Annotated in this window: 19 protein-coding genes; 8 read left to right on the forward strand and 11 right to left on the reverse strand. The window is 37.6% G+C overall.

Translation table 11 applies throughout. The annotated features are described in order from the left end of the window. Nucleotides 1-19 precede the first annotated feature (19 nt). From AN957_RS26410 to rpmH, 11 genes are all read right to left on the reverse strand, one after another. Entirely contained in the window at nt 20-733 is a 714-nt protein-coding gene (locus tag AN957_RS26410; protein ID WP_053478313.1) for a DUF554 domain-containing protein, read from the reverse strand. A gap of 154 nt (nt 734-887) precedes the next feature. Further along, nucleotides 888-1,730, reverse strand: coding sequence for a ParB/RepB/Spo0J family partition protein (locus AN957_RS26415; RefSeq protein ID WP_053478312.1), 843 nt, complete (start codon nt 1,728-1,730; stop codon nt 888-890). Continuing rightward, a complete protein-coding gene (locus AN957_RS26420; protein ID WP_053478311.1) occupies nt 1,723-2,484 on the reverse strand; it encodes a ParA family protein in 762 nt (253 codons plus the stop codon). Before AN957_RS26420 ends, AN957_RS26415 begins: the two co-directional genes overlap by 8 nt. Before the next feature lie 293 nt (nt 2,485-2,777). Next, complete coding sequence (gene noc, locus AN957_RS26425; protein WP_056687019.1) at nt 2,778-3,656, reverse strand: nucleoid occlusion protein; 879 nt, start codon at nt 3,654-3,656, stop codon at nt 2,778-2,780. Between the two features lie 204 nt (nt 3,657-3,860). Further along, the gene (gene rsmG / locus AN957_RS26430) at nt 3,861-4,577 is read right to left on the reverse strand and encodes a 16S rRNA (guanine(527)-N(7))-methyltransferase RsmG (RefSeq protein ID WP_053478309.1); all 717 of its coding nucleotides are present in this window, start codon (nt 4,575-4,577) and stop codon (nt 3,861-3,863) included. Nucleotides 4,578-4,604: 27 nt separating this feature from the next. Further along, nucleotides 4,605-6,494 carry a tRNA uridine-5-carboxymethylaminomethyl(34) synthesis enzyme MnmG gene (mnmG, locus tag AN957_RS26435; protein WP_056687021.1) on the reverse strand — a complete coding sequence of 630 codons (1,890 nt, stop codon included), beginning with the start codon at nt 6,492-6,494 and terminating at the stop codon, nt 4,605-4,607. 272 nt (nt 6,495-6,766) lie between these two features. Beyond that, entirely contained in the window at nt 6,767-8,152 is a 1,386-nt protein-coding gene (gene mnmE / locus AN957_RS26440; RefSeq protein ID WP_053478307.1) for a tRNA uridine-5-carboxymethylaminomethyl(34) synthesis GTPase MnmE, read from the reverse strand. Nucleotides 8,153-8,605: 453 nt separating this feature from the next. Next, nucleotides 8,606-9,226, reverse strand: coding sequence for an RNA-binding cell elongation regulator Jag/EloR (jag, locus tag AN957_RS26450; protein WP_053478305.1), 621 nt, complete (start codon nt 9,224-9,226; stop codon nt 8,606-8,608). Continuing rightward, nucleotides 9,223-10,002, reverse strand: a complete 780-nt coding sequence (gene spoIIIJ, locus AN957_RS26455) for a YidC family membrane integrase SpoIIIJ (protein ID WP_053478304.1) — start codon at nt 10,000-10,002, stop codon at nt 9,223-9,225. Before spoIIIJ ends, jag begins: the two co-directional genes overlap by 4 nt. A 130-nt stretch (nt 10,003-10,132) precedes the next feature. Continuing rightward, nucleotides 10,133-10,522 carry a ribonuclease P protein component gene (gene rnpA / locus AN957_RS26460; RefSeq protein ID WP_053478820.1) on the reverse strand — a complete coding sequence of 130 codons (390 nt, stop codon included), beginning with the start codon at nt 10,520-10,522 and terminating at the stop codon, nt 10,133-10,135. A gap of 74 nt (nt 10,523-10,596) precedes the next feature. Further along, nucleotides 10,597-10,731, reverse strand: coding sequence for a 50S ribosomal protein L34 (gene rpmH, locus AN957_RS27280; RefSeq protein ID WP_053478303.1), 135 nt, complete (start codon nt 10,729-10,731; stop codon nt 10,597-10,599). Between the two features lie 689 nt (nt 10,732-11,420). On the opposite strand from rpmH, the gene dnaA reads away from it, so the two are divergent. The 8 genes from dnaA to AN957_RS26500 all read left to right on the forward strand — a co-directional run bounded on the left by dnaA (nt 11,421) and on the right by AN957_RS26500 (nt 21,901). Then, nucleotides 11,421-12,767 carry a chromosomal replication initiator protein DnaA gene (dnaA, locus tag AN957_RS26465; RefSeq protein ID WP_053478302.1) on the forward strand — a complete coding sequence of 449 codons (1,347 nt, stop codon included), beginning with the start codon at nt 11,421-11,423 and terminating at the stop codon, nt 12,765-12,767. Nucleotides 12,768-12,943: 176 nt separating this feature from the next. Beyond that, complete coding sequence (gene dnaN, locus AN957_RS26470) at nt 12,944-14,080, forward strand: DNA polymerase III subunit beta (RefSeq protein ID WP_053478301.1); 1,137 nt, start codon at nt 12,944-12,946, stop codon at nt 14,078-14,080. A 128-nt stretch (nt 14,081-14,208) separates the two neighbouring features. Further along, on the forward strand, nt 14,209-14,421 hold the full coding sequence (gene yaaA, locus AN957_RS26475) for a S4 domain-containing protein YaaA (protein WP_053478300.1): 213 nt from the start codon (nt 14,209-14,211) through the stop codon (nt 14,419-14,421). Nucleotides 14,422-14,505: 84 nt separating this feature from the next. Next, nucleotides 14,506-15,624: a DNA replication/repair protein RecF gene (recF, locus tag AN957_RS26480; RefSeq protein ID WP_053478299.1), complete on the forward strand. Its 1,119-nt coding sequence runs from the start codon at nt 14,506-14,508 to the stop codon at nt 15,622-15,624. 9 nt (nt 15,625-15,633) lie between these two features. Further along, the gene (gene remB, locus AN957_RS26485; RefSeq protein WP_053478298.1) at nt 15,634-15,882 is read left to right on the forward strand and encodes an extracellular matrix regulator RemB; all 249 of its coding nucleotides are present in this window, start codon (nt 15,634-15,636) and stop codon (nt 15,880-15,882) included. 108 nt (nt 15,883-15,990) lie between these two features. Continuing rightward, complete coding sequence (gene gyrB / locus AN957_RS26490; RefSeq protein WP_053478819.1) at nt 15,991-17,913, forward strand: DNA topoisomerase (ATP-hydrolyzing) subunit B; 1,923 nt, start codon at nt 15,991-15,993, stop codon at nt 17,911-17,913. Between the two features lie 282 nt (nt 17,914-18,195). Beyond that, nucleotides 18,196-20,715, forward strand: a complete 2,520-nt coding sequence (gene gyrA, locus AN957_RS26495) for a DNA gyrase subunit A (RefSeq protein ID WP_053478297.1) — start codon at nt 18,196-18,198, stop codon at nt 20,713-20,715. Nucleotides 20,716-20,809: 94 nt separating this feature from the next. After that, nucleotides 20,810-21,901 carry an HD-GYP domain-containing protein gene (locus tag AN957_RS26500; protein WP_053478296.1) on the forward strand — a complete coding sequence of 364 codons (1,092 nt, stop codon included), beginning with the start codon at nt 20,810-20,812 and terminating at the stop codon, nt 21,899-21,901. The last annotated feature ends 264 nt before the right edge of the window (nt 21,902-22,165 follow it).

The raw sequence follows: 22,165 nt of genomic DNA on the forward strand, positions 1-22,165 counted from the left end.
TGTTCCTCTCCACTATTTGCTAAACATACAAACGATATACATAAACGATTGTTACAATTAAGCCTGTTACTAGAATAGCTGGGAGTAAATTCGCCACGCGAATTTTTGTTATCCCTGCCAAATTCAACCCTATAGCAAATATCATGACTCCCCCTGTAGCAGTCATTTCCGTAATAAAGCTATTCATTAGCTCTGTTGGTACAAACCGATCAATTTGCGTGGCGAAAAGGGCAATTAGTCCTTGATAAATAACCACAGGGAACGCAGAGAAAAGAACGCCAATCCCAAGTGTTGTTGCTAATATTAATGCAGTAAATCCATCAATAATTGATTTCGTATACAGAACATCATGGTCGCCTCTTATCCCGCTGTCTAATGCACCAATAATAGCCATGGCACCGATGACAAATATTAAGGTAGCTGTTACAAACCCCTGTGAGATACTGCCTTGATCACTCGAACCAAGCTTTTTTTCTAGCCAGTTTCCGAGCGCGTTCAATTTATCCTCTAAAGCAAAGTATTCGCCAATTACTGCACCAAAAACGAGACTAAGGATTACAATTAAAAAATTTTCACCTTTTAAACCCATTTGCAGACCGAGAACCATAACAGCGAGCCCAATTGCATACATGACGGTTCCCTTCATATTCTCAGGAATTCGATTAAGCCGCTTACCTATTAATGTTCCAATGATAATCAATAATCCGTTGACAAGTGTGCCTAGTAGAAACATCTTCTTCACCTTATTCAGTCTATTTCGAAAATCGAATATTTTTAAAATACACTATCATGTATCGAGCACTCTTTACAACCCTTTTTTAAAATTTAAGCTTTTTCTAAAGAAAAATCGTCAAAGAAAAAACCATCGATATGATGGTTTACAAGAATTACTTCTTCTCTATCAATTCTATAATTCGTTCTAAATCTTCCTTTGAAAAGAACTCTATTTCAATTTTCCCTTTATTCTTTGATTGCTTAATCGTAACAGTTGTGCCAAATCGGTCACGTAAGGAAGACTCCCGTTCTTTAATAAAAATATCCTTTTGTTGAACAGGTTTCTTTGTTTCACGTGGAACATCATTCAGCTGTTGAATAAGCTGTTCAAGCTGTCGGACATTTAAGTGATCCTTCATTGTTTTTTCTACAACCGCCTGGATCTTGTCCTTGTTTCTTAAACCTAAAAGTGCCCGGCCATGCCCCATGGAAATTTCCCCTTCTGAAATAAGAGCCTGTATTTTCGGTGGAAGGGATAACAGTCGAATATGGTTAGCAATGTGTGGCCTGCTTTTTCCAAGACGCTTTGCCAGCTCCTCTTGTGTTAGCTTGAGCTTTTCCATTAAAAGCTGATAGGCTGCCCCTTCTTCAATTGGAGATAAATCCTCGCGCTGTAAGTTCTCTAACACAGCAAGCTCCATCATTTGCTGTTCATTTAATTCTCTTACAACTACAGGAACCGTTTCGAGCTTCGCTTCCTTTGCTGCTCGGAAACGTCTTTCACCAACAACAATTTCATATCCTTTAATACTTTTGCGTACAATGATTGGCTGAAGAATACCATGTTCTATAATTGATTGCTTAAGCTCTTCAATTGCTTCCTTGTCAAATACTTTTCGAGGCTGATAAGGATTGGGCCGCAGCTCTTTCGTTCGGACCTCTTGAACCGTTTCTTCCTTCACGGTTTCCATGTTTGTAAAAAAAGCATTTAGTCCTTTTCCTAAGCCTTTAGCCATTCGAAACCACTTCCTTTGCCAAATCGATATATACTTCTGCTCCACGGGATTTAGGATCATACGTAATAATTGGCTCACCATGGCTTGGTGCTTCACTTAAACGGATATTTCGAGGAATAATTGTTTTATACACTTTATCTTGAAAATACTTTTTCACTTCTTCAATGACTTGCAATCCTAAATTTGTCCGTGCATCAAGCATCGTTAATAAAACACCCTCAATCTTCAATTCATGATTTAAGTGTTTTTGAACGAGGCGGACAGTATTTAATAGCTGACTTAATCCTTCCAATGCGTAATATTCGCACTGAACTGGAATGATGACTGCATCCGAAGCAGTCAATGAGTTTAGTGTAAGCAAACCTAATGAGGGAGGACAGTCAATGATGATATAATCATAGTCTTCCTTTATCTCTTCCAATGCCCTCTTTAACCTCACTTCTCTGGAAATCGTCGGCACTAACTCAATTTCTGCACCTGCTAACTGAATGGTCGCTGGAATCGCATAAAGATTTTCAACAGAAGTTGCCATAATCACTTTAGAAGCTTCTACATCATCTACTAGCACATCATAAATACATTGTTCAACATCTGCTTTTTCAATCCCAACACCACTCGTAGCATTCCCTTGCGGATCAATATCAACGATCAAGACCTTCTTGCCTATGTATGCCAAGCATGCACCAAGATTTACTGAAGTAGTCGTTTTGCCGACTCCGCCCTTTTGATTCGCAATTGCAATGACTTTGCCCACGATATCACCTACCTTCATCTTCTAATTAAGGTTTTAAAGCATATATATATGAAAAATATCAACGTTTGAAAATGGATAAACTGCCATTATCGGAAAATGGCAATCACGTAATCTATTTTAACATGAAAAAGGATAGAGAATATTCTTTTTGTTAAAAATATGGAGAAGGAAAAATGTAGATGTGTAAAAGCCTGTAGTGCACACGTTTTCGAAAGTGATCCAAAAGAACGATCAAAGTTCTAAACGCATACCCCACAGGCCATATACTTATTCGTATCAATAATGTATGAAAGCTATTTCTTTTTCGGGATTTTTATTGTGATTTGGTAAAACTCATCAAATTCCTCTTCTTTGGAATCTAGATTAATTCCACTATCAGATACCATTGACAACGATTGACGAATTGTATTGACCGCAATTCGCATATCCTTACTGAAAGCTTTTATTTTCGGCTTAGGCTTTGAATTATTTTGTTCAAGAAGCCTGACGACACGATCCTCTGTCTGCTTAACATTTAGATTTTTTTCGATAATTTCTTCAAGCAATTTCACTTGTTTTTCAGGATTCTTTAGTGGGATCAAAGAACGTGCATGACGTTCTGTAATTGCCTTGCTTAACAAGGCATCCTGAACAGGTTGAGGGAGCTTTAATAGTCTAAGTTTATTAGCAACTGTAGACTGACCTTTGCCTAAACGCTGGGCTAATGCCTCTTGCGTTAGATTATGCAATTCTAGCAGCTTTCCGTATGCTACAGCTTCTTCAATTGGGGATAATTCTTCTCTTTGAAGATTTTCTATTAATGCGACAGAAGCTGTTTCTGTATCATTTAAATTTTTTACAATAGCTGGAACTTCATCCCAGCCAAGCTTTTTCATTGCTCGCCATCTACGTTCACCAGCAATAATTTCAAACTGGCCATTTTCGAATTCTCTTACAACAATCGGTTGAATAATGCCGTGTGTATGAATGGTTCGTGACAGTTCCTCAATTCGATCATCATCAAATACCGTTCTTGGCTGAAAACGGTTAGGAACAATTAGGTCAATGGGGATTTTCTTTACCTCTTCAAATTCCCCAATCCTCTCTATATCCACTTGTTCTTCAATCTTTTCCGCTTCTACTTGTTCTCCCTTTTCGCCTAGGCCAAAAAAGCGTGAGAAAGAATGCTTCATCACCCTGCACCACCTTTACGAAACTCCCTATTACATATTCTCTATAAAAATGACAAGTCCTTCCGAAAACCATGTTAACTTGTTTTTTCGCACTGCAATTGTGAACATTTCTGTTCCTCATTAAGTTATCTAATATATTTACTTTTACAGAGAGCTATTGTATTAACCCATTCATTATGCCATATTTCTATGAAAAAAGTAACATTATTCAATTGGTGTTTTATTCGGTGTCCCTGGCTTTCTAGGGTACTTTTTCGGAGTCGATTTTTCTTTTTTGATAATTAAAATATTCCGTTCGCTTTCTTCTTGAGGAAGTGTGAAGGAATAGGATTGATCAAGTTTACCGCCTAGGACAGCAATCGCCTTTTTCCCAGCATCCAATTCCTCTTTTGCACTTGCCCCCTTCATAGCTACGAAAGTACCACCGACTTTAACAAGCGGCAAGCATAGTTCACTAAGTACGGACAGTCGTGCTACTGCACGTGCAGTAACTACATCATAAGCTTCACGATGCTCCTTTTTTTGGCCGAAGGTTTCCGCACGATCATGGACAAATTGCACATTCTTCAAGCCCAATTGCTTTGAGAGATGCTCTAAAAATCCAATTCGTTTATTTAATGAATCGACAATGGTAACATGCAGTTCCGGAAAAGCAATTTTAATTGGCAAGCTTGGAAATCCTGCCCCGGCGCCTACATCACAAATATGTATTGGCTGCTTGAAGTCAAAATAAAAAGCAGCAGTAATCGAATCATAAAAATGCTTTAAATACACCTCAGGCTTGTCAGTAATAGCCGTTAAGTTCATTTTTTCGTTCCATTCCACTAATGTAGAATAATATGTTTCATATTGCTGAAGCTGCTGAGGCGAAAGTGATATCCCCTTCGCACTCAGCATATCAATAAATTGTTCTGTATTCATCGCCTAGTCCTTTCCAATTGTCTCGCTCTATTCGTTTGAAACTCTTGCGATTCGCCCCTGCTCGATATAAATCAGCAAAATTGAAATATCTGCTGGATTTACACCAGAAATCCTTGAAGCCTGTGCAATGGATAAAGGCTGTACTTCTTTTAAATTATACTTCGCTTCTGTGGCAAGTCCGTTAATTGCATCATAATCGATATTCTCTGGAATTTTCTTATCTTCCATCTTTTTTAAACGCTCAACTTGCTGAAGGGATTTTTCAATATATCCCTCATACTTAATTTGAATTTCTGCTTGTTCTTCAACATCGGGATTTAGCAGCTCTTCACTAGGTACAAGCTTTTGAATATGCTCATACGTCATTTCAGGGCGTTTTAATAGATCAGAAGCCCTGATCCCATCCTTTAATTCACTTCCGCCTAGACTGTGAATTAATTCTTGAACTTCTGCAGTTGGCTTAATCATTGTTTTTTGAAGTCTTTTAATTTCTCCTTCAATTGATTGCTTTTTTGCTAAGAATGTTTGGTAACGTTCTTCTTTAATAAGACCAATTGAATAGCCAAGCTCTGTTAAGCGTAAGTCGGCATTATCATGGCGCAGCAATAAACGATATTCCGCACGTGAAGTAAGCAGGCGGTACGGCTCAGATGTTCCCTTTGTGATAAGGTCATCGATCATAACGCCAATATAAGCATCCGAGCGGCTTAAAATAACCTCTTCTTTTCCAAGTGCTTTTAAACCAGCATTCATTCCTGCCATTAGACCTTGTCCCGCTGCTTCTTCATAACCTGACGTTCCATTAATTTGACCAGCTGTAAATAAGTTTTTTACTTGCTTTGTTTCCAATGTAGGCCATAGCTGTGTTGGCACAATTGCATCGTATTCAATAGCATACCCAGCACGCATCATTTGTGCATTTTCTAAGCCAGGCACACTTCTAATTAGCCGATGCTGAACTTCCTCAGGTAAGCTCGTAGAAAGACCTTGAACATATACTTCCTGTGTATTTCTTCCTTCAGGCTCCAAGAAAATCTGATGACGAGGCTTATCATTGAAACGAACAACCTTATCTTCAATGGATGGACAATAACGCGGACCTTTTCCTTGAATCATTCCTGAATACATCGGTGATCGATGAAGATTGCTATTGATAATCTGATGCGTTTCTTCACTCGTATACGTTAACCAGCATGGCAGCTGATCTGTAATATACTTTGTAGTCTCGTATGAAAAAGCTCTTGGTGTTTCATCACCAGGCTGAATTTCCGTTTTGCTATAATCAATGGTTTGACTGTTTACTCGAGGAGGTGTACCTGTTTTAAATCGGACTAAATCAAAGCCAAGCTCCTGAAGATGTTCGGAAAGCTTAATTGACGGCTGTTGATTGTTCGGACCGCTTGAATATTTCAATTCCCCTAAAATGATTTCTCCTCTTAGGAAGGTACCTGTTGTAATAATAACTGTTTTAGACGTATAGACTGCACCCGTTTGAGTCACTACACCTTTGCAAACACCATCTTCTACAATTAATCTTTCGACCATTCCTTGAATAAGTGTCAAGTTCTCTTCTTCTTCAAGAATTTTCTTCATTTCGTGCTGATACATGAATTTATCTGCTTGTGCTCTTAAGGCACGGACAGCTGGTCCTTTACCTGTATTCAACATTCGCATTTGAATATGGGTTTTATCAATTACCTTTCCCATTTCCCCACCTAATGCGTCAATTTCCCGAACCACTATTCCTTTAGCCGGTCCGCCAACTGATGGATTACATGGCATAAAGGCAATCATATCTAAGTTGATTGTCACAACTAATGTCTTTGCACCAATACGTGCTGATGCAAGGCCAGCTTCACAGCCTGCATGACCTGCGCCGACAACGATGACATCATAATTTCCTGCTTCATATGGCATGATGCTGCCTCCTTTATTACTTCTTTTACTTTATCTATTTTCGTAAACATTGTAGCTAATTAACAAATAATTGGTAGAGGTTGATTTCTGCTCCAGGTTGCTCGCTTTCCGCGGGGGGCGGTGAGCCTCCTCGGCACTTTTGTGCCTGTGGGGTCTCACCTGTCTCACTACTCTGAGCAGGAGTCTCGCACCTTCCACTCCAATCAACTAAGCTTTTTTCAAACATAAAACATAAATCTATTTTTAAAATAACGAGCTTTTAGAAATGACCTTTATTTACCTAAACAAAATTGCGAAAACAGCTGGTCGATAAGGCTCTCATGGACACTATCTCCAATAATTTCACCGAGCAGTTCCCATGTTCTTGTTAAATCGATTTGGACAATATCAATAGGTGTGCCCATTTCGACAGCCTGTATCGCTTCTTCAATCGAATGTAAAGCTTGATTTAGCAGGGCAATATGACGGGTATTGGATACATAGGTCAAATCCCCCGCCTCAATGGAGCCTTCAAAAAATAATGAGGCGATCGCTTCCTCTAATTCATCCACACCTTTATCTTCTAATAAAGAAGTCGTAACAAGCTTGTGGTTTTTTGAAAGTTTATGGACTTGGTCCATGTCTATCACTTGAGGCAAGTCTGTTTTATTAACGATCACGATAACATCCATGCCTTCCACTGCTTTAAATAAATTTTCATCTTCTTTCGTACATTCATCTGAGTAATTTAGAACGAGTAAAATAAGATCCGCTTCTTTTAATACTTGCCGTGATCTTTCCACACCGATACGTTCCACAATATCCTCTGTTTCCCGAATCCCTGCAGTATCTAATAATCGCAGCGGGACCCCGCGAACATTAACATACTCTTCAATTACATCTCTTGTTGTACCAGGAATATCCGTAACAATTGCCTTATTTTCATGCACAAGACTGTTCAGTAATGAGGACTTCCCTACATTAGGACGACCAACGATAACAGTAGAAAGCCCTTCCCGCAAAATTTTCCCCTGCTGGGAAGTACGAAGCAGTTTCTCAATCTCCTCTTTTACATAGGACCCCTTTTCTAACAACATTCGATGTGACATTTCCTCCACATCATCATATTCAGGATAATCGATGTTCACTTCAACGTGAGCTAATGTTTCTAATATTTCTTGACGAAGCTTCCGAATAAGCTTCGACAATCGCCCTTCCATTTGACCTAAAGCTAAATTCATCGCACGATCCGTTTTAGCACGAATTAAATCCATAACCGCTTCGGCTTGAGATAAATCAATCCGCCCGTTTAAAAATGCCCGTTTTGTAAATTCCCCAGGCTCTGCAAGTCTTGCCCCATTCGTTAATAACAACTGGAGCACCCGATTAACAGAAACTAAGCCTCCGTGACAATTTATTTCAACAACATCCTCTTTCGTAAAGGTCTTTGGACCCTTCATCACGGATACCATTACTTCTTCCGCTACTTGTTCCGTTTTTGGGTCAATAATTTGACCATAATGGATCGTATGGGAGGAGACTGTTTTTAACCTTTTTCCGCCTATCCCCTTGAATAATTTATCTGCAATAGCAATTGCCTGATCTCCACTTAATCGTACAATGGCAATCGCTCCTTCACCCATCGGTGTAGAAATAGCCGCAATTGTATCAAATTCCATTTAAAATCCACCTCACTTACTGCCTTACCAAAATCCGTTTATCCCAAATAAATAGAATAGCACATGCCTATTTTTAAGAAAAGAATGGCGTACCCCTTATCACAATTATCCACAAGTCTTGTCTTTCAAATTCTCTATTCCTTTTATCCACATACATTAAATTTATTATGCTTTATTTTAACTTATCCACATGTGAATAACAATAAAACCATTTGATAATTCCTATTCTGGCGATTTTCATATAAAAATAGGCACAAAAAAAAACTCCCAATTCATTGATTGGGAGTCAAAGCCGCTTCTTTTGTTGTCTATCTCCAGCAGCTTTTCTATTTGTCTAGCTCCAGCGGCTACCCCCTCGAGGTCATAAGCCCATCCGTCCAAAAGGTTAAAAAGGCAACCTTTCAGCCGACTGGTCTTATGCTTGTCGGGGGTGACCAAGCCACTTTCGCTTTTCTACTTTATTGGTGAAATAACAAGATGACGATGCGGGTCATTGCCGCTTGAATATGTTTTTACTCGCTTATTTTCTGCTAGAGCTGCATGGATTACTTTTCGTTCGTATGAAGGCATCGGTTCTAATGCGACATTTTGACCTGTTCTTAACGCCTTTTGTGCTAAACGCTCGGCTAATTGTGTAAGGGTATCGTTACGTCTCTTTCGATAATCTTCTGCATCAAGTAAAATATTTATATATTGATCTGAGTATCGATTGATGACAAGCTGTGTTAAATATTGTAACGAGTTTAACGTTTGACCCCTTTTTCCAATTAAAAGAGCAATCTTTTCTCCAGTTAGAACAAATTGGATATTTCGTCCTTCGCCAACAACTTCTATCGCAATTGGAGCACCCATTTTTTCACTAATATCCAACAAAAACTTCTTTGCTTCCTCGATTGGATCTTGCTTCAAAACAGCTTTCACAATTGCAGGTCTAGCGCCAAAAATACCGAAAACACCTTTTTTTCCTTCATCAACAATTGTAATCTCTACGCGCTCTTCTGTCGTTTGTAATTGAGCGAGTGCCGACTTTACTGCTTCCTCGACTGTAGTCCCCGTAGCAGTTACTTGTTTCACTTTTTTGCTCCTCCTGCATTACCGGTTGCCTTCGCATTCTTAAGCTCCGGTCCTTTAATAAAATACGTTTGAACAATCATAAAGATATTTCCTACAACCCAGTATAATGAAAGAGCAGCTGGGAAGTTAATCGCAAAGACAATAATCATGATCGGCATCAACCATAGCATCATTGCCATTTGCGGATTTTGATTCGCTGTTCCAGCCATCATCATTTTTTGCTGAATAAATGTTGTTGCTCCTGCAATTAATGGCAATAAATAAATGGGATCAGGGGCACCGAGATCAAACCATAGGAAATTATGATCGGCAATTTCTCGCGTACGAGTAATTGCATGATAAAAACCAATTAAGATTGGCATTTGAATTATTAATGGAAAACATCCCGCTAGCGGATTAACACCATGCTGCTGGAATAAAGCCATTGTTTCCTGCTGCAGCTTTTGCTGTGTCTTTTGATCTTTCGAGCTGTATTTCTCTCTTAGCTTTTGCATTTCAGGTTGAATTGCCTGCATTGCTTTTGAGCTTTTCGTCTGTTTAATCATAAGTGGCAGCAAGAATAAGCGAATGATAATTGTAACTAGGATGATGGATAATCCAAAGCTGCCACCTGCAAATTCTGCAACTTTAATGATAAACAGTGAAAGCGGATACACTATGTACTCATTCCAAAAGCCTTCACTCTCTGAAGTAATTGGCTGTTTAATCTCCGTACACCCCGATAATAATGCGATCACGAAAATTAAGCCGATTACCAGAAATACTCTTTTTTTCAAACGTTTTTTCCTCCTAACTGCTTAGAAAATAATTATATTTATTTTTTTCCATGCATAAAACACAGACTTGCATATATTTTAACATTTTTACTAACTCATGTCTTTAAAATTACCATGCCATTAAAGCTCATCAGTTATTATTTGGTCGAAAATTCTGTTGTACATTATTGCCAGATTTTTGTTTTTTCAAAACCCTAGAAAGCTTTAATACATGGGTCAGACTTTTTTTAATTTCCTCTAATCCCATCTCAGCAACAGGTTTTCTAGCGATAATAATATAATCAAATTGGCTATGTACTTCATTCTCCATTTCGTGAAAGGCCTGGCGGATATATCTTTTTATCTTATTTCGCGTGACCGCATTCCCTATTTTTTTACTAACTGAAAGACCAATTCGAAAATGCTCTTGCCCTGGCTTTTTTAACGAATAGACAATAAATTGGCGATTTGCAAATGACTTTCCTTTCTTAAAGGCCTCTTGAAATTCTTTATTTTTTTTTACACGATACTCTTTTTTCATCGTCATTTACACCACCTTTAATCCAATACAAATTCTATGATTATGGAAAAAAAGACCACTGACGTTTCAGTGGTCTAAGCAGATAATACTTTTCTTCCTTTACGACGACGACGAGCAAGTACGTTACGTCCGTTAGGCGTACTCATACGACTACGGAATCCATGAACTTTGCTTCTTTTACGCTTACTTGGTTGGTAAGTTCTTTTCATTATATGACACCTCCCTGAGGAATAGCTGCTAAAGACAGTCTTAACTATTATAAAGATGCTACTAGAAAATTGTCAACTCTTGATTAAAGTAGTTGAACATCTTTGTTTAAAATTTGAAAAGATCTACTAGGAGAGTTTACCCTTTTTTCTGCTATCTGTCACTCTAAAATTTATATTTTAATAAAGTAAATTTCTTCAAGGGAATATAGCTACACCGCCTTGTGGATAAAATTTCGACAGTTTTTTCATTATCCACAACACATATTGACAGCTTTTTCACATAATCCTGTCATGTGGACAATTTTTATACCCAATATGTTATGCTTGTGGATAATATCTGAAAAACCGTTGCACCTCCTAGTATTATCTGTTATCATAATTGTGTTTTCACTCTTAATAATTTATTGTGCATAACTTCTTTATCCACAGATTGTGGATATGTTGTGGACAGTTTATTCGAACGGTTTGTAAAACGTTGTCCACAAGTAGTGGATATTGTCGAAACCCTACTTTACTTCCTTATTATATATTTTTCCACATTTTAATTTTGATTGATTTTAATTTAATAGGCTAACAAGGATGAAGAAGGATCCATAAACCACTAAATATAGGTTGTACAACTTGTATAACCTATATTTTTAATGCAGAATTTAGCAGCTTTAACAAAAAGGCAAAAGGAGGGACATTGGTTGGAGAATATATCGGATCTTTGGAATAATGCTCTTGCTAAGATCGAGAAGAAAATAAGCAAACCAAGTTATGAAACATGGTTAAAATCAACAAAAGCTCACGCCCTTCAAGGCGATACTTTAGTCATTACTGTTCCAAATGATTTTGCCCGTGATTGGCTTGAAGAACGTTACTCCAAACTGATCTCAGAAATTGTCTATGAAATAACTGGAGAAGAATTAGGAGTAAAGTTTATTATCCCGCAAAATCAAACGGAAAATGATATGGATCTTCCTAATCCGCCAAAAAGAGCAAAGAAGGAAGAAGAGCAGCCAGAAATACCTTCCATTATGCTTAATCAGAAGAATACATTTGATACTTTTGTTATTGGTTCAGGTAATCGGTTTGCGCATGCGGCTTCTCTTGCTGTAGCTGAAGCACCAGCAAAAGCTTATAACCCTTTATTTATTTACGGTGGTGTAGGATTAGGGAAGACACATCTAATGCACGCAATTGGACACTATGTTTTAGATCATAATCCGTCTGCTAAGGTTGTTTATTTATCATCAGAAAAATTTACAAACGAATTTATTAACTCCATTCGTGATAATAAAGCGATTGATTTCCGTAATAAATATCGTAAAGTTGATGTTCTATTAATTGATGATATTCAATTTTTAGCCGGAAAAGAATCTACACAAGAGGAATTTTTCCATACTTTTAATACATTGCACGAAGAAAGCAAACAAATTGTCATTTCAAGTGACCGGCCGCCAAAGGAAATTCCAACACTTGAAGACCGTCTTCGTTCCCGATTTGAGTGGGGTCTTATTACTGATATTACTCCTCCAGATCTTGAAACAAGAATTGCTATTCTCCGCAAAAAGGCTAAGGCTGAAGGACTGGATATTCCGAATGAAGTGATGCTGTATATAGCCAATCAAATCGATTCCAATATCCGTGAATTAGAAGGAGCACTTATACGAGTTGTAGCTTACTCCTCCTTAATAAATAAAGATATTAATGCTGATTTAGCCGCTGAAGCGCTGAAAGATATCATTCCTAGCTCCAAGCCGAAAGTAATTACCATTCATGATATTCAGAGAGTTGTAGGAGAGCATTATAATGTAAAGCTTGAGGACTTTAAGGCAAAGAAAAGAACGAAATCAGTTGCTTTCCCTCGACAAATTGCTATGTATCTATCAAGAGAATTAACGGATTTTTCACTGCCTAAGATTGGAGAAGAATTCGGAGGAAGAGATCATACAACAGTTATTCATGCACATGAGAAAATTTCTAAACTAGTCCAAACGGATACTCAGTTCCAGAAGCAGCTGCGTGAAATTCATGAAATTCTAAAGGTATAATGTGAATAACTCTATTCCGCTTACACACAGTCTGTCCACATGTGGATAGGCTGTGTTTCCATTCAATAAACAGAGTTATCCACATATCAACAAGACCTACTAGTACTTCTATTATTTTTTTAAAAGAAAATATATAAATATACACCATAAAAAAATTATATCGGAGGATTAAAAAAATGAGATTCATAATCCAACGGGATCGTTTGGTTCAAAGTGTTCAAGATGTTATGAAAGCTGTGACAAGCAGAACAACAATCCCTATTTTAACGGGAATCAAAATTGTTGCGACTACAGACGGAGTGACATTAACAGGCAGTGATTCAGATATTTCAATTGAATCCTTTATCCCAAAAGAAGATGCTGGAGACGAAATTGCAGAAATTAAACAACCAGGAGCGATCGTTCTCCAAGCGAAATTCTTTAGTGAGATTGTAAAAAAATTGCCTACAGATACAGTTGAGATTCATGTCGAGAATCAATTGCAAACTGTTATCCGTTCAGGAAAATCTGAATTTAAGCTAAACGGCTTGGATGCTGATGAATATCCACATTTGCCGCAAATTAAAGAAGAAAATATCTTTAAAATCCCAACAGATTTATTAAAAGCTATGATTAGACAAACAGTATTCTCAGTGTCCACCTCAGAAACACGCCCCATCTTGACAGGTGTAAACTGGAAGGTTGGAAATGGTGAATTAACCTGTGTTGCAACAGATAGTCATCGTCTAGCATTACGAAAAGCAAGAATTGAAACAGAAGCGGATGAAAGCTATAATGTGGTTATTCCAGGAAAAAGCTTAGGTGAACTAAGTAAAATCTTAGATGACAACAATGATTTAATTGATATTGTTATTACAGAAAACCAAGTTTTATTTAAAGCAAAGAATCTCTTGTTTTTCTCAAGATTATTAGAGGGGAATTACCCAGATACTTCTAAATTAATTCCAAATGAAAGCAAGACGAATATTGTCGTCAATACAAAGGATTTCTTACATGCTATTGACCGTGCTTCCCTGCTTGCTAGAGAAGGAAGAAATAATGTTGTTAAATTTACAACTATTCAAGATGGAATTATTGAAATTTCTTCGAACACTCCTGAAATTGGTAATGTAGTTGAAGAACTTCAAAGCCAATCGATTGAAGGGGAAGAATTAAAAATTTCTTTCAGTGCTAAATTTATGATGGATGCATTAAAAACACTGGAAGGATCAGAAATTACGATAAGTTTTACAGGGGCGATGAGACCTTTTGTCATACGTCCAATCAATGATGATTCGATACTTCAATTAATTCTGCCAGTTCGAACATATTAAAATATAATTAAAAGCTGCTCGTGCGTTTGCGGGTAGCTTTTTATTTTAATTATGTTACCTTTGAATATTAATCAGTTATTTAGTAGAATAAAGTATTAGAAGCTATTTTTAGATGCAGAAAGAGTGAAATGATGACGAAAATAAAAATTAGTACTGAATATATTGCCTTAGGGCAATTCCTGAAGGCTGCGGATGTAATCCAAACAGGTGGAATGGCGAAGTGGTTTTTAAGTGAATATGAGGTATTCGTTAATGGAGAGCAGGATCAAAGGAGAGGAAGAAAGCTTCGTATAGGGGATAAAATCGAAATCCCTGATTATGGTTCCTTTGAAATTATTTAACAAATTATTCCATAAGTAAAAAATTCAACATTAAGCAAAAAGCAATTGACCGAAGCTTTAAATAGCTAAAAGGATGTAGCGTCTATGCATATAGAGCAATTACTTTTGAAAAATTATCGTAATTATGAAGAGTTAGAGGTACACTTCGAAAATAAAGTGAATGTTATATTAGGCGAGAATGCGCAAGGGAAAACAAATGTGATGGAATCCATCTATGTATTAGCCATGGCAAAGTCTCATCGAACATCAAATGATAAAGATCTTATACGCTGGGATCAAGAATATGCTAAAATAGAAGGACGGATACAAAAAAACTATGGTTCATTGCCAATGCAATTGATCATTTCCAAAAAGGGGAAAAAGGCTAAATGTAACCATATTGAACAGAAAAAGTTAAGTCAGTATGTAGGAAATATGAACGTTGTCATGTTTGCTCCCGAAGACCTTCATCTTGTAAAAGGCAGTCCGCAAGTAAGACGCCGTTTTATTGATATGGAAATTGGCCAAGTGTCCCCCGTTTATTTACATGATATCAGCCAGTACCAAAAAACATTACAACAGCGTAATCATTATTTAAAACAGATGCAAATAAAGAAACAATCCGATCATACGATGCTTGAAATTTTGACAGAGCAATTTATTCAGATAGCTGTGAAGATTGTATCTAAGCGTTTTGAATTTTTGAGGATGCTTGAAAAATGGGCGCTGCCCATCCATGAGGGCATATCTAGAGGACTTGAAACGCTGAAAATAGAGTACAAGCCGTCAGCAGATGTATCAGAACAGCTAGAATTGTCGAAAATGATAAATGTGTACGAGGGAAAATTTGCTAAAATAAAAAATAGAGAGATAGAACGCGGAACTACTCTATTTGGGCCACATCGGGATGATCTTCTTTTTTTTGTTAATGGCCGAGATGTCCAAACATTTGGGTCGCAAGGGCAACAAAGGACAACAGCTTTATCTGTAAAGCTAGCAGAGATTGAACTCATTCATTCAGAAATTGGCGAGTATCCGATTCTTCTTCTTGACGACGTTCTTTCTGAATTGGATGACTACCGTCAGTCCCATTTATTAAATACAATACAAGGGAAAGTGCAAACCTTTGTAACAACAACGAGTGTCGATGGAATTGATCACCAAACATTAAAAGAAGCAGCTGCATTTAATGTTAAAGCTGGCGGAATAACTAAGATTCAATGAGGTGAGTGTTTGTATATCCATGTCGGAGAAGATATTTTAGTTCGTTCAAAGGATATCATTGCGATTTTAGATAAAGAAAGTGTTAACTCTTCTAAGTATATAGAAGAGTTTTTAGAATGCCAGAATGATTCTGTTGTAAACCTTTCTAAAGGGTCTTTTAAATCAGTAGTTATCACTTCAAAGAAAGTCTATTTTTCCTCACTAGCTTCAGGAACATTGAAAAGACGTACGCAACATTCAGTTACCCACGATTACTAAATAATTGAGAAGCTAGTAAAAAAATAACCTGACATTAAACGTCAGCTTTTATATAGATGATTGATTTGTAAGTTATGCATAATGAAAGTGTAGGTGATCGATGTGTCAATAGAGCAAAAGGCTGCACAGGAACAGTCCTATGATGCGAATCAGATACAGGTATTAGAAGGTCTTGAAGCAGTAAGGAAGCGTCCTGGAATGTATATCGGTTCTACCAGTGCTAAAGGTCTTCATCACCTTGTATGGGAGATTGTTGATAACAGTATTGACGAAGCATTAGCCGGATATTGTTCAGAAATTAATGTGTGCATCGAAAAGGATAATAGTATAACCGTAACGGATAATGGCCGGGGAATTCCTGTAGGTATTCAAGAAAAAATGGGTCGCCCGGCTGTTGAAGTCATCATGACCGTTCTGCATGCTGGAGGGAAATTTGGCGGCGGCGGATACAAAGTATCAGGTGGATTACATGGTGTTGGTGCTTCGGTAGTAAATGCCCTTTCCACAGAACTGGAAGTGTATGTCCATCGTGATGGCAAGATCCATTATATAAAATTTGAAAGAGGAGTTCCTTGTGCGGATCTTAAAGTAATTGGTGAAACAGATCATACCGGGACAACTACTCACTTCACGCCAGATAGTGAAATCTTCACGGAAACAACTGAATATGATTATGACACACTTGCTAATCGTATTCGTGAGCTCGCTTTCTTAAATCGCGGATTAAAGATTACGATTGAAGATAAACGTGAAGAAAATAAAAAAAGTGAATATATGTACGAAGGTGGAATCAAGTCATATGTTGAACACTTGAATCGTACGAAGGATGTTATTCACGAAGAGCCGATTTATATTGAAGGGGATCGTGACGGTATAAATGTTGAGGTTTCCATGCAGTATAATGACGGTTTCACTGGAAATATCCATTCCTTTGCTAATAACATCAACACGTATGAAGGCGGAACGCATGAAGTAGGGTTTAAAACTGCGTTAACCCGAGTCATTAATGACTACGCTAGAAAAAATGGGATATTTAAAGAAAATGATGCAAATCTTTCGGGAGAAGATGTACGTGAAGGATTAACTGCAATTATCTCTATAAAGCATCCTGACCCGCAATTTGAAGGACAAACAAAAACTAAGCTTGGAAATTCTGAAGTTAGAGCAATTACAGATACTATTTTTTCAGAAACACTTGAAAAGTTTCTATTAGAAAATCCATCAGTTGCCAGAAAAATTGTGGAAAAGGGCCTTATGGCAGCACGTGCAAGACTTGCAGCAAAGAAGGCACGTGAATTAACGAGAAGAAAGAGCGCGCTTGAAGTGTCAAGCTTGCCTGGGAAATTGGCAGACTGCTCTTCTAAAGATGCTTCCATATCTGAGCTTTATATTGTTGAGGGTGATTCAGCGGGCGGTTCAGCTAAACAGGGGCGAGATCGCCATTTCCAAGCGATTCTCCCTTTAAGAGGGAAAATCCTGAATGTCGAAAAAGCAAGATTGGATCGTATTCTTTCAAATAATGAAGTACGAGCGATGATTACAGCGGCAGGCACCGGTATAGGAGAAGATTTTGATATTTCCAAAGCGAGATATCATAAAATTATCATTATGACGGATGCGGATGTCGATGGCGCTCATATTCGTACTTTATTATTAACCTTCTTTTACCGATATTTAAGACAAATTATTGAAGCCGGGTATATTTACATTGCCCAGCCGCCGTTATATAAGGTGCAGCAAGGGAAGAAAATTGAATATGCATACAATGACCGTCAGCTAGAGGAAATCATGAATAGGTTGCCAAGTCAGCCAAAGCCAAATGTACAGCGATATAAAGGTTTGGGGGAAATGAACCCTGGGCAGCTTTGGGAGACAACAATGAATCCTGAAACAAGAACGTTATTGCAAGTGAATCTAGAAGATGCGATTGAAGCTGATGAGACATTTGAAATATTAATGGGCGATAAAGTTGAACCACGTCGTCACTTTATCGAAGAAAATGCACTATATGTAAAAAATCTAGATATATAATAGGATGCCAGGATAGATACAAGATTATTCTATCCTGGTTTTACATAGAAAAGTGAAGGCGACTGCCCAGCTCCGACAAGCATAAGACGAGCTAGCTGGAAGGTTGTTCTTTAACCTTCTAGCTAGATTGGCTTATGACCTCGAGGAGCTAGGAGCCGCAGCTGGACAAGTAGAAAAGCGAAGGTGACTGCCCGGCCTCGATACAAGAGAAAAGGCATGAAGTCGCCAGATGATAAGCATGTAAACATGCTGGAAGTTTCACTTAAAAGGGAGGTTCTTTAAATGGCCGAAACTCCGAAGTCTCAGGTAAAAGAAAGAAATATAAGCACAGAAATGCGTGAGTCATTTCTTGATTATGCGATGAGTGTTATTGTATCTCGTGCATTACCCGATGTTCGAGACGGTTTAAAGCCTGTTCACCGTCGTATTCTATATGCGATGCATGACCTTGGTATGCACTCGGATAAGCCGTACAAAAAGTCAGCTCGTATTGTTGGGGATGTTATTGGTAAATACCATCCTCATGGTGATTCAGCGGTATATGAAACAATGGTCCGGATGGCACAGGATTTTAACTATCGATATATGCTCGTGGATGGACATGGAAACTTTGGTTCTATTGATGGGGACTCTGCCGCAGCTATGCGTTACACAGAAGCTCGGATGTCTAAAATCTCAATGGAGCTTCTACGAGATATTAATAAAGATACGATTGATTATCAAGATAACTATGATGGAGAAGAAAAAGAGCCAGTTGTTCTTCCCGCACGTTTTCCTAACTTATTAGTTAATGGAACTTCAGGGATTGCGGTAGGGATGGCAACGAATATTCCGCCACATCAGCTTGGAGAAGTGATCGACGGTGTCTTAGCAGTAAGTAAGGATCCTGAAATAACCATTCAAGAGCTAATGGATATTATTCCAGGCCCGGATTTTCCAACTGCTGGTATTATTTTGGGGCGCAGCGGGATTCGTAAAGCTTATGAAACTGGAAGAGGCTCCATTACTTTAAGAGCGAAGGTAGAAATTGAGCAAAAGCCAAGTGGCAAGGAAGTCATTATTGTCAATGAAATTCCTTATCAAGTGAACAAGGCAAAATTGATAGAAAGAATTGCGGAGCTTGTAAGGGATAAAAAAATTGATGGCATTACTGACCTTCGGGATGAATCTGATCGCGAAGGTATGAGAATTGTTATTGAGGTTCGTAAAGATGCAAATGCTAATGTTTTATTGAATAATTTATATAAGCAGACAGCTTTACAAACAAGTTTTGGTATTAATTTACTTGCTTTAGTTGATGGGGAACCTAAGGTATTAAACTTAAAACAATGCTTAGTTTATTACTTAAACCACCAAAAGGTTGTTATTCGCCGCAGAACAGAGTTTGAATTAAGAAAAGCAGAAGCTCGTGCACATATTCTGGAAGGTTTGCGCATTGCACTGGATCATTTAGATGAAGTCATTGCATTAATCCGCAGTTCCCAAACAACAGATATCGCGCGTGAAGGATTAATGTCGAAGTTTAATTTATCCGATAAGCAAGCACAGGCGATTCTTGATATGCGTCTTCAGCGTTTGACTGGATTAGAACGTGAAAAGATTGAAGAAGAATATGCTAACTTAGTTAAACTAATTGGTGAGCTTAAAGCTATTTTAGCGGATGAAGAAAAACTATTGGATATTATCCGTGAAGAATTAATTGAAATCAAGGAACGATTTGACGATGAGCGCCGCACAGAAATTGTTGCAGGTGGAATTGAGCAAATTGAAGATGAAGACCTTATTCCGCGTGAGAATATTGCCATCACACTGACTCATAAGGGTTATATTAAGCGACTGCCTGTATCGACTTATCGTTCTCAAAAGCGCGGAGGTCGCGGAATTCAAGGAATGGGAACAAATGAGGACGATTTTGTCGAGCATTTAATTACTACTTGCACCCATGATACGATCCTTTTCTTTACAAATAAGGGGAAGGTTTATCGTTCAAAAGGGTATGAGATTCCAGAATTCAGCAGAACAGCTAAAGGGATACCGATCATCAATCTCCTTGGAATTGAGAAGGATGAATGGGTGAATGCGATCATTCCGGTAGAAGAATTTGTTGATGACTGGTTCTTATTCTTTACAACAAAAATGGGGATTTCCAAGCGTTCCCCTTTAAGCTCATTTGCCCATATTAGAAACAATGGATTAATTGCATTGAATTTGAGAGAAGATGATGAATTAATTTCTGTTCGCTTAACAGATGGCAATAAGGAAATCATTATTGGAACAAGTAATGGATTGCTTATTCGATTCCCAGAAACGGATGTTCGTTCAATGGGGCGTACAGCCACAGGTGTGAAGGGAATTAGTTTAAATGGCGATGATGAAGTTGTTGGAATGGAAGTTTTAGAAGAACAATCTCAAATATTAATTGTGACTAAGAATGGTTATGGCAAACGTACTCCTTCTGAAGAATATCGAGTTCAAGGAAGAGGCGGAAAAGGAATCAAGACATGTAATATAACCGAGAAAAACGGCAATCTTGTTTCCATGCGGGCTGTAACTGGAGAAGAAGACTTAATGTTAATTACAACGGGTGGAGTCCTTATTCGTATGGCAGTAAGTGATATTTCAACAATGGGTCGTAATACCCAAGGGGTAAGATTGATCCGTTTAGATGAAAGTCAGAATGAATTTGTTGCTACTGTTACGAAGGTTGAAAAAGATGAGGATAAATCAGATGAAGAATTAACAAAGCCAATTGAAAGTGCTGATGCAAACCTTGAAGATGATGGGAATAATGAGCAAGAATAATAATAAGCAGGAGGGACACAATTTAGTGTTCCTCTTTTTTATTAAAATGGAGTAGAATAGTATTAAGGACTCATGACATTTGAGGTGTGAAGACATGCGTGTAAATATAAATGAACTTCAAGAAGGGTGTATTTTAACAGAAGATATATATAGTCTGACAAATCGCCCAATCATTAGTAAAAAGACGATTATTACGAATGAATTAATTGAAATATTAAAAGCTTTTTTAATTAAAGAGGTTCCTGTAGACAAATTGATGGTTAACGGCTCTCCATTTCTGCCGAAGGAAATTTTGGATGATGACGGAAATGAGCAAAAAATTGCCCCATCCATAATTGAGGCTAGTTTAGAAGATTCATTTTTAATGGGTGTCAGGGATTATAAGAAAGAATTTAATAATTGGCAAGCAGGTCTTCCTATTGATATTTCAAAAATTAGGAATATTATGATCCCTCTCGTAGAGAAGTCAGAAATAACCCCATCTGAATTATTCTCCTTGCATCATCTATCAACGCAAGATGAGTATTTATTTCAACATGCGGTTGCAGTTGGATTAATAAGTGCGTTTATAGGAAAAAAGCTTAGAATGAATAAAGGGGATATTGTTCAGTTAGCTATTGGAGGATGTTTATCTGATGCTGGAATGGCAAAAATTAAACCAGCAATTTTAAATAAGAAATCTACATTAACCAAACAGGAATTTGAGGAAATGAAAAAACATACGACCTATTCGTACAAAATGGTTCAGAATATCTCTCTTTTAAGGGAAAGCACAAAAATTGGTATCTTGCAGCATCATGAAAGATTAGATGGCAGCGGGTACCCTTTAGGAGAGAAGAATAATAAAATTAATATTTTTGCTAAAATCATTGGTGTTGCTGATACGTTCCATGCTATGACATGCAGCCGTTTATACAGACGAAAACAATCGCCGTTTAAAGTGTTAGAAATGATGCTTCAAGATATGTTTGGTAAATATGATATTACTGCAATGCAAGCTATTGGATCAGGTATTATGACATTTTCAATCGGGAGCAGCGTAAAGCTATCCGATGATCGAGTAGCAGAAATTCTATTTATTGAAGAAAAGTCCCCGACGAGACCACTCGTAAAAATTAGCAATACGGATGAGATTATCCATTTAGAAAAAAACCGCCAATTATTTATAGAGGAAGTACTAAAATAGGCCGTAATTACACGGTCTATTTTATATTTACTAAAAAATGCTTGCAATAATAATATTAGATTGATATAATAATTCAAGTCAGCAGGAGACGAGTTTCCTTAAAAGAGGAAAATATCTTCTTGACTCACAGAAACCTATATGGTATATTAATAAAGTTGCTTCTAAAAAAGAAGTGCGTTATTAATGAATTGCTCTTTGAAAACTGAACGAACAAAAAAACGTCAACGTTAATTCAAGTTTTAAAACTTAAGAGCTAATCTTACT

It is taken from the genome of Cytobacillus solani (assembly GCF_001420595.1).
Lineage (GTDB): Bacteria > Bacillota > Bacilli > Bacillales > Cytobacillaceae > Cytobacillus > Cytobacillus solani.

Coding starts and splice junctions, on each gene's coding strand:
- noc (WP_056687019.1), bottom strand. CDS start 3,656: ATGAAGCATTCTTTCTCACGCTTTTTTGGCCTAGGCGAAAAGGGAGAA.
- mnmE (WP_053478307.1), bottom strand. CDS start 8,152: ATGGAATTTGATACAATTGCGGCTATTTCTACACCGATGGGTGAAGGA.
- dnaN (WP_053478301.1), top strand. CDS start 12,944: ATGAGATTCATAATCCAACGGGATCGTTTGGTTCAAAGTGTTCAAGAT.
- gyrA (WP_053478297.1), top strand. CDS start 18,196: ATGGCCGAAACTCCGAAGTCTCAGGTAAAAGAAAGAAATATAAGCACA.
- rnpA (WP_053478820.1), bottom strand. CDS start 10,522: ATGAAAAAAGAGTATCGTGTAAAAAAAAATAAAGAATTTCAAGAGGCC.
- mnmG (WP_056687021.1), bottom strand. CDS start 6,494: ATGCCATATGAAGCAGGAAATTATGATGTCATCGTTGTCGGCGCAGGT.
- recF (WP_053478299.1), top strand. CDS start 14,506: ATGCATATAGAGCAATTACTTTTGAAAAATTATCGTAATTATGAAGAG.
- AN957_RS26415 (WP_053478312.1), bottom strand. CDS start 1,730: ATGGCTAAAGGCTTAGGAAAAGGACTAAATGCTTTTTTTACAAACATG.
- rsmG (WP_053478309.1), bottom strand. CDS start 4,577: ATGAATACAGAACAATTTATTGATATGCTGAGTGCGAAGGGGATATCA.
- AN957_RS26500 (WP_053478296.1), top strand. CDS start 20,810: ATGCGTGTAAATATAAATGAACTTCAAGAAGGGTGTATTTTAACAGAA.
- yaaA (WP_053478300.1), top strand. CDS start 14,209: ATGATGACGAAAATAAAAATTAGTACTGAATATATTGCCTTAGGGCAA.
- rpmH (WP_053478303.1), bottom strand. CDS start 10,731: ATGAAAAGAACTTACCAACCAAGTAAGCGTAAAAGAAGCAAAGTTCAT.
- AN957_RS26410 (WP_053478313.1), bottom strand. CDS start 733: ATGTTTCTACTAGGCACACTTGTCAACGGATTATTGATTATCATTGGA.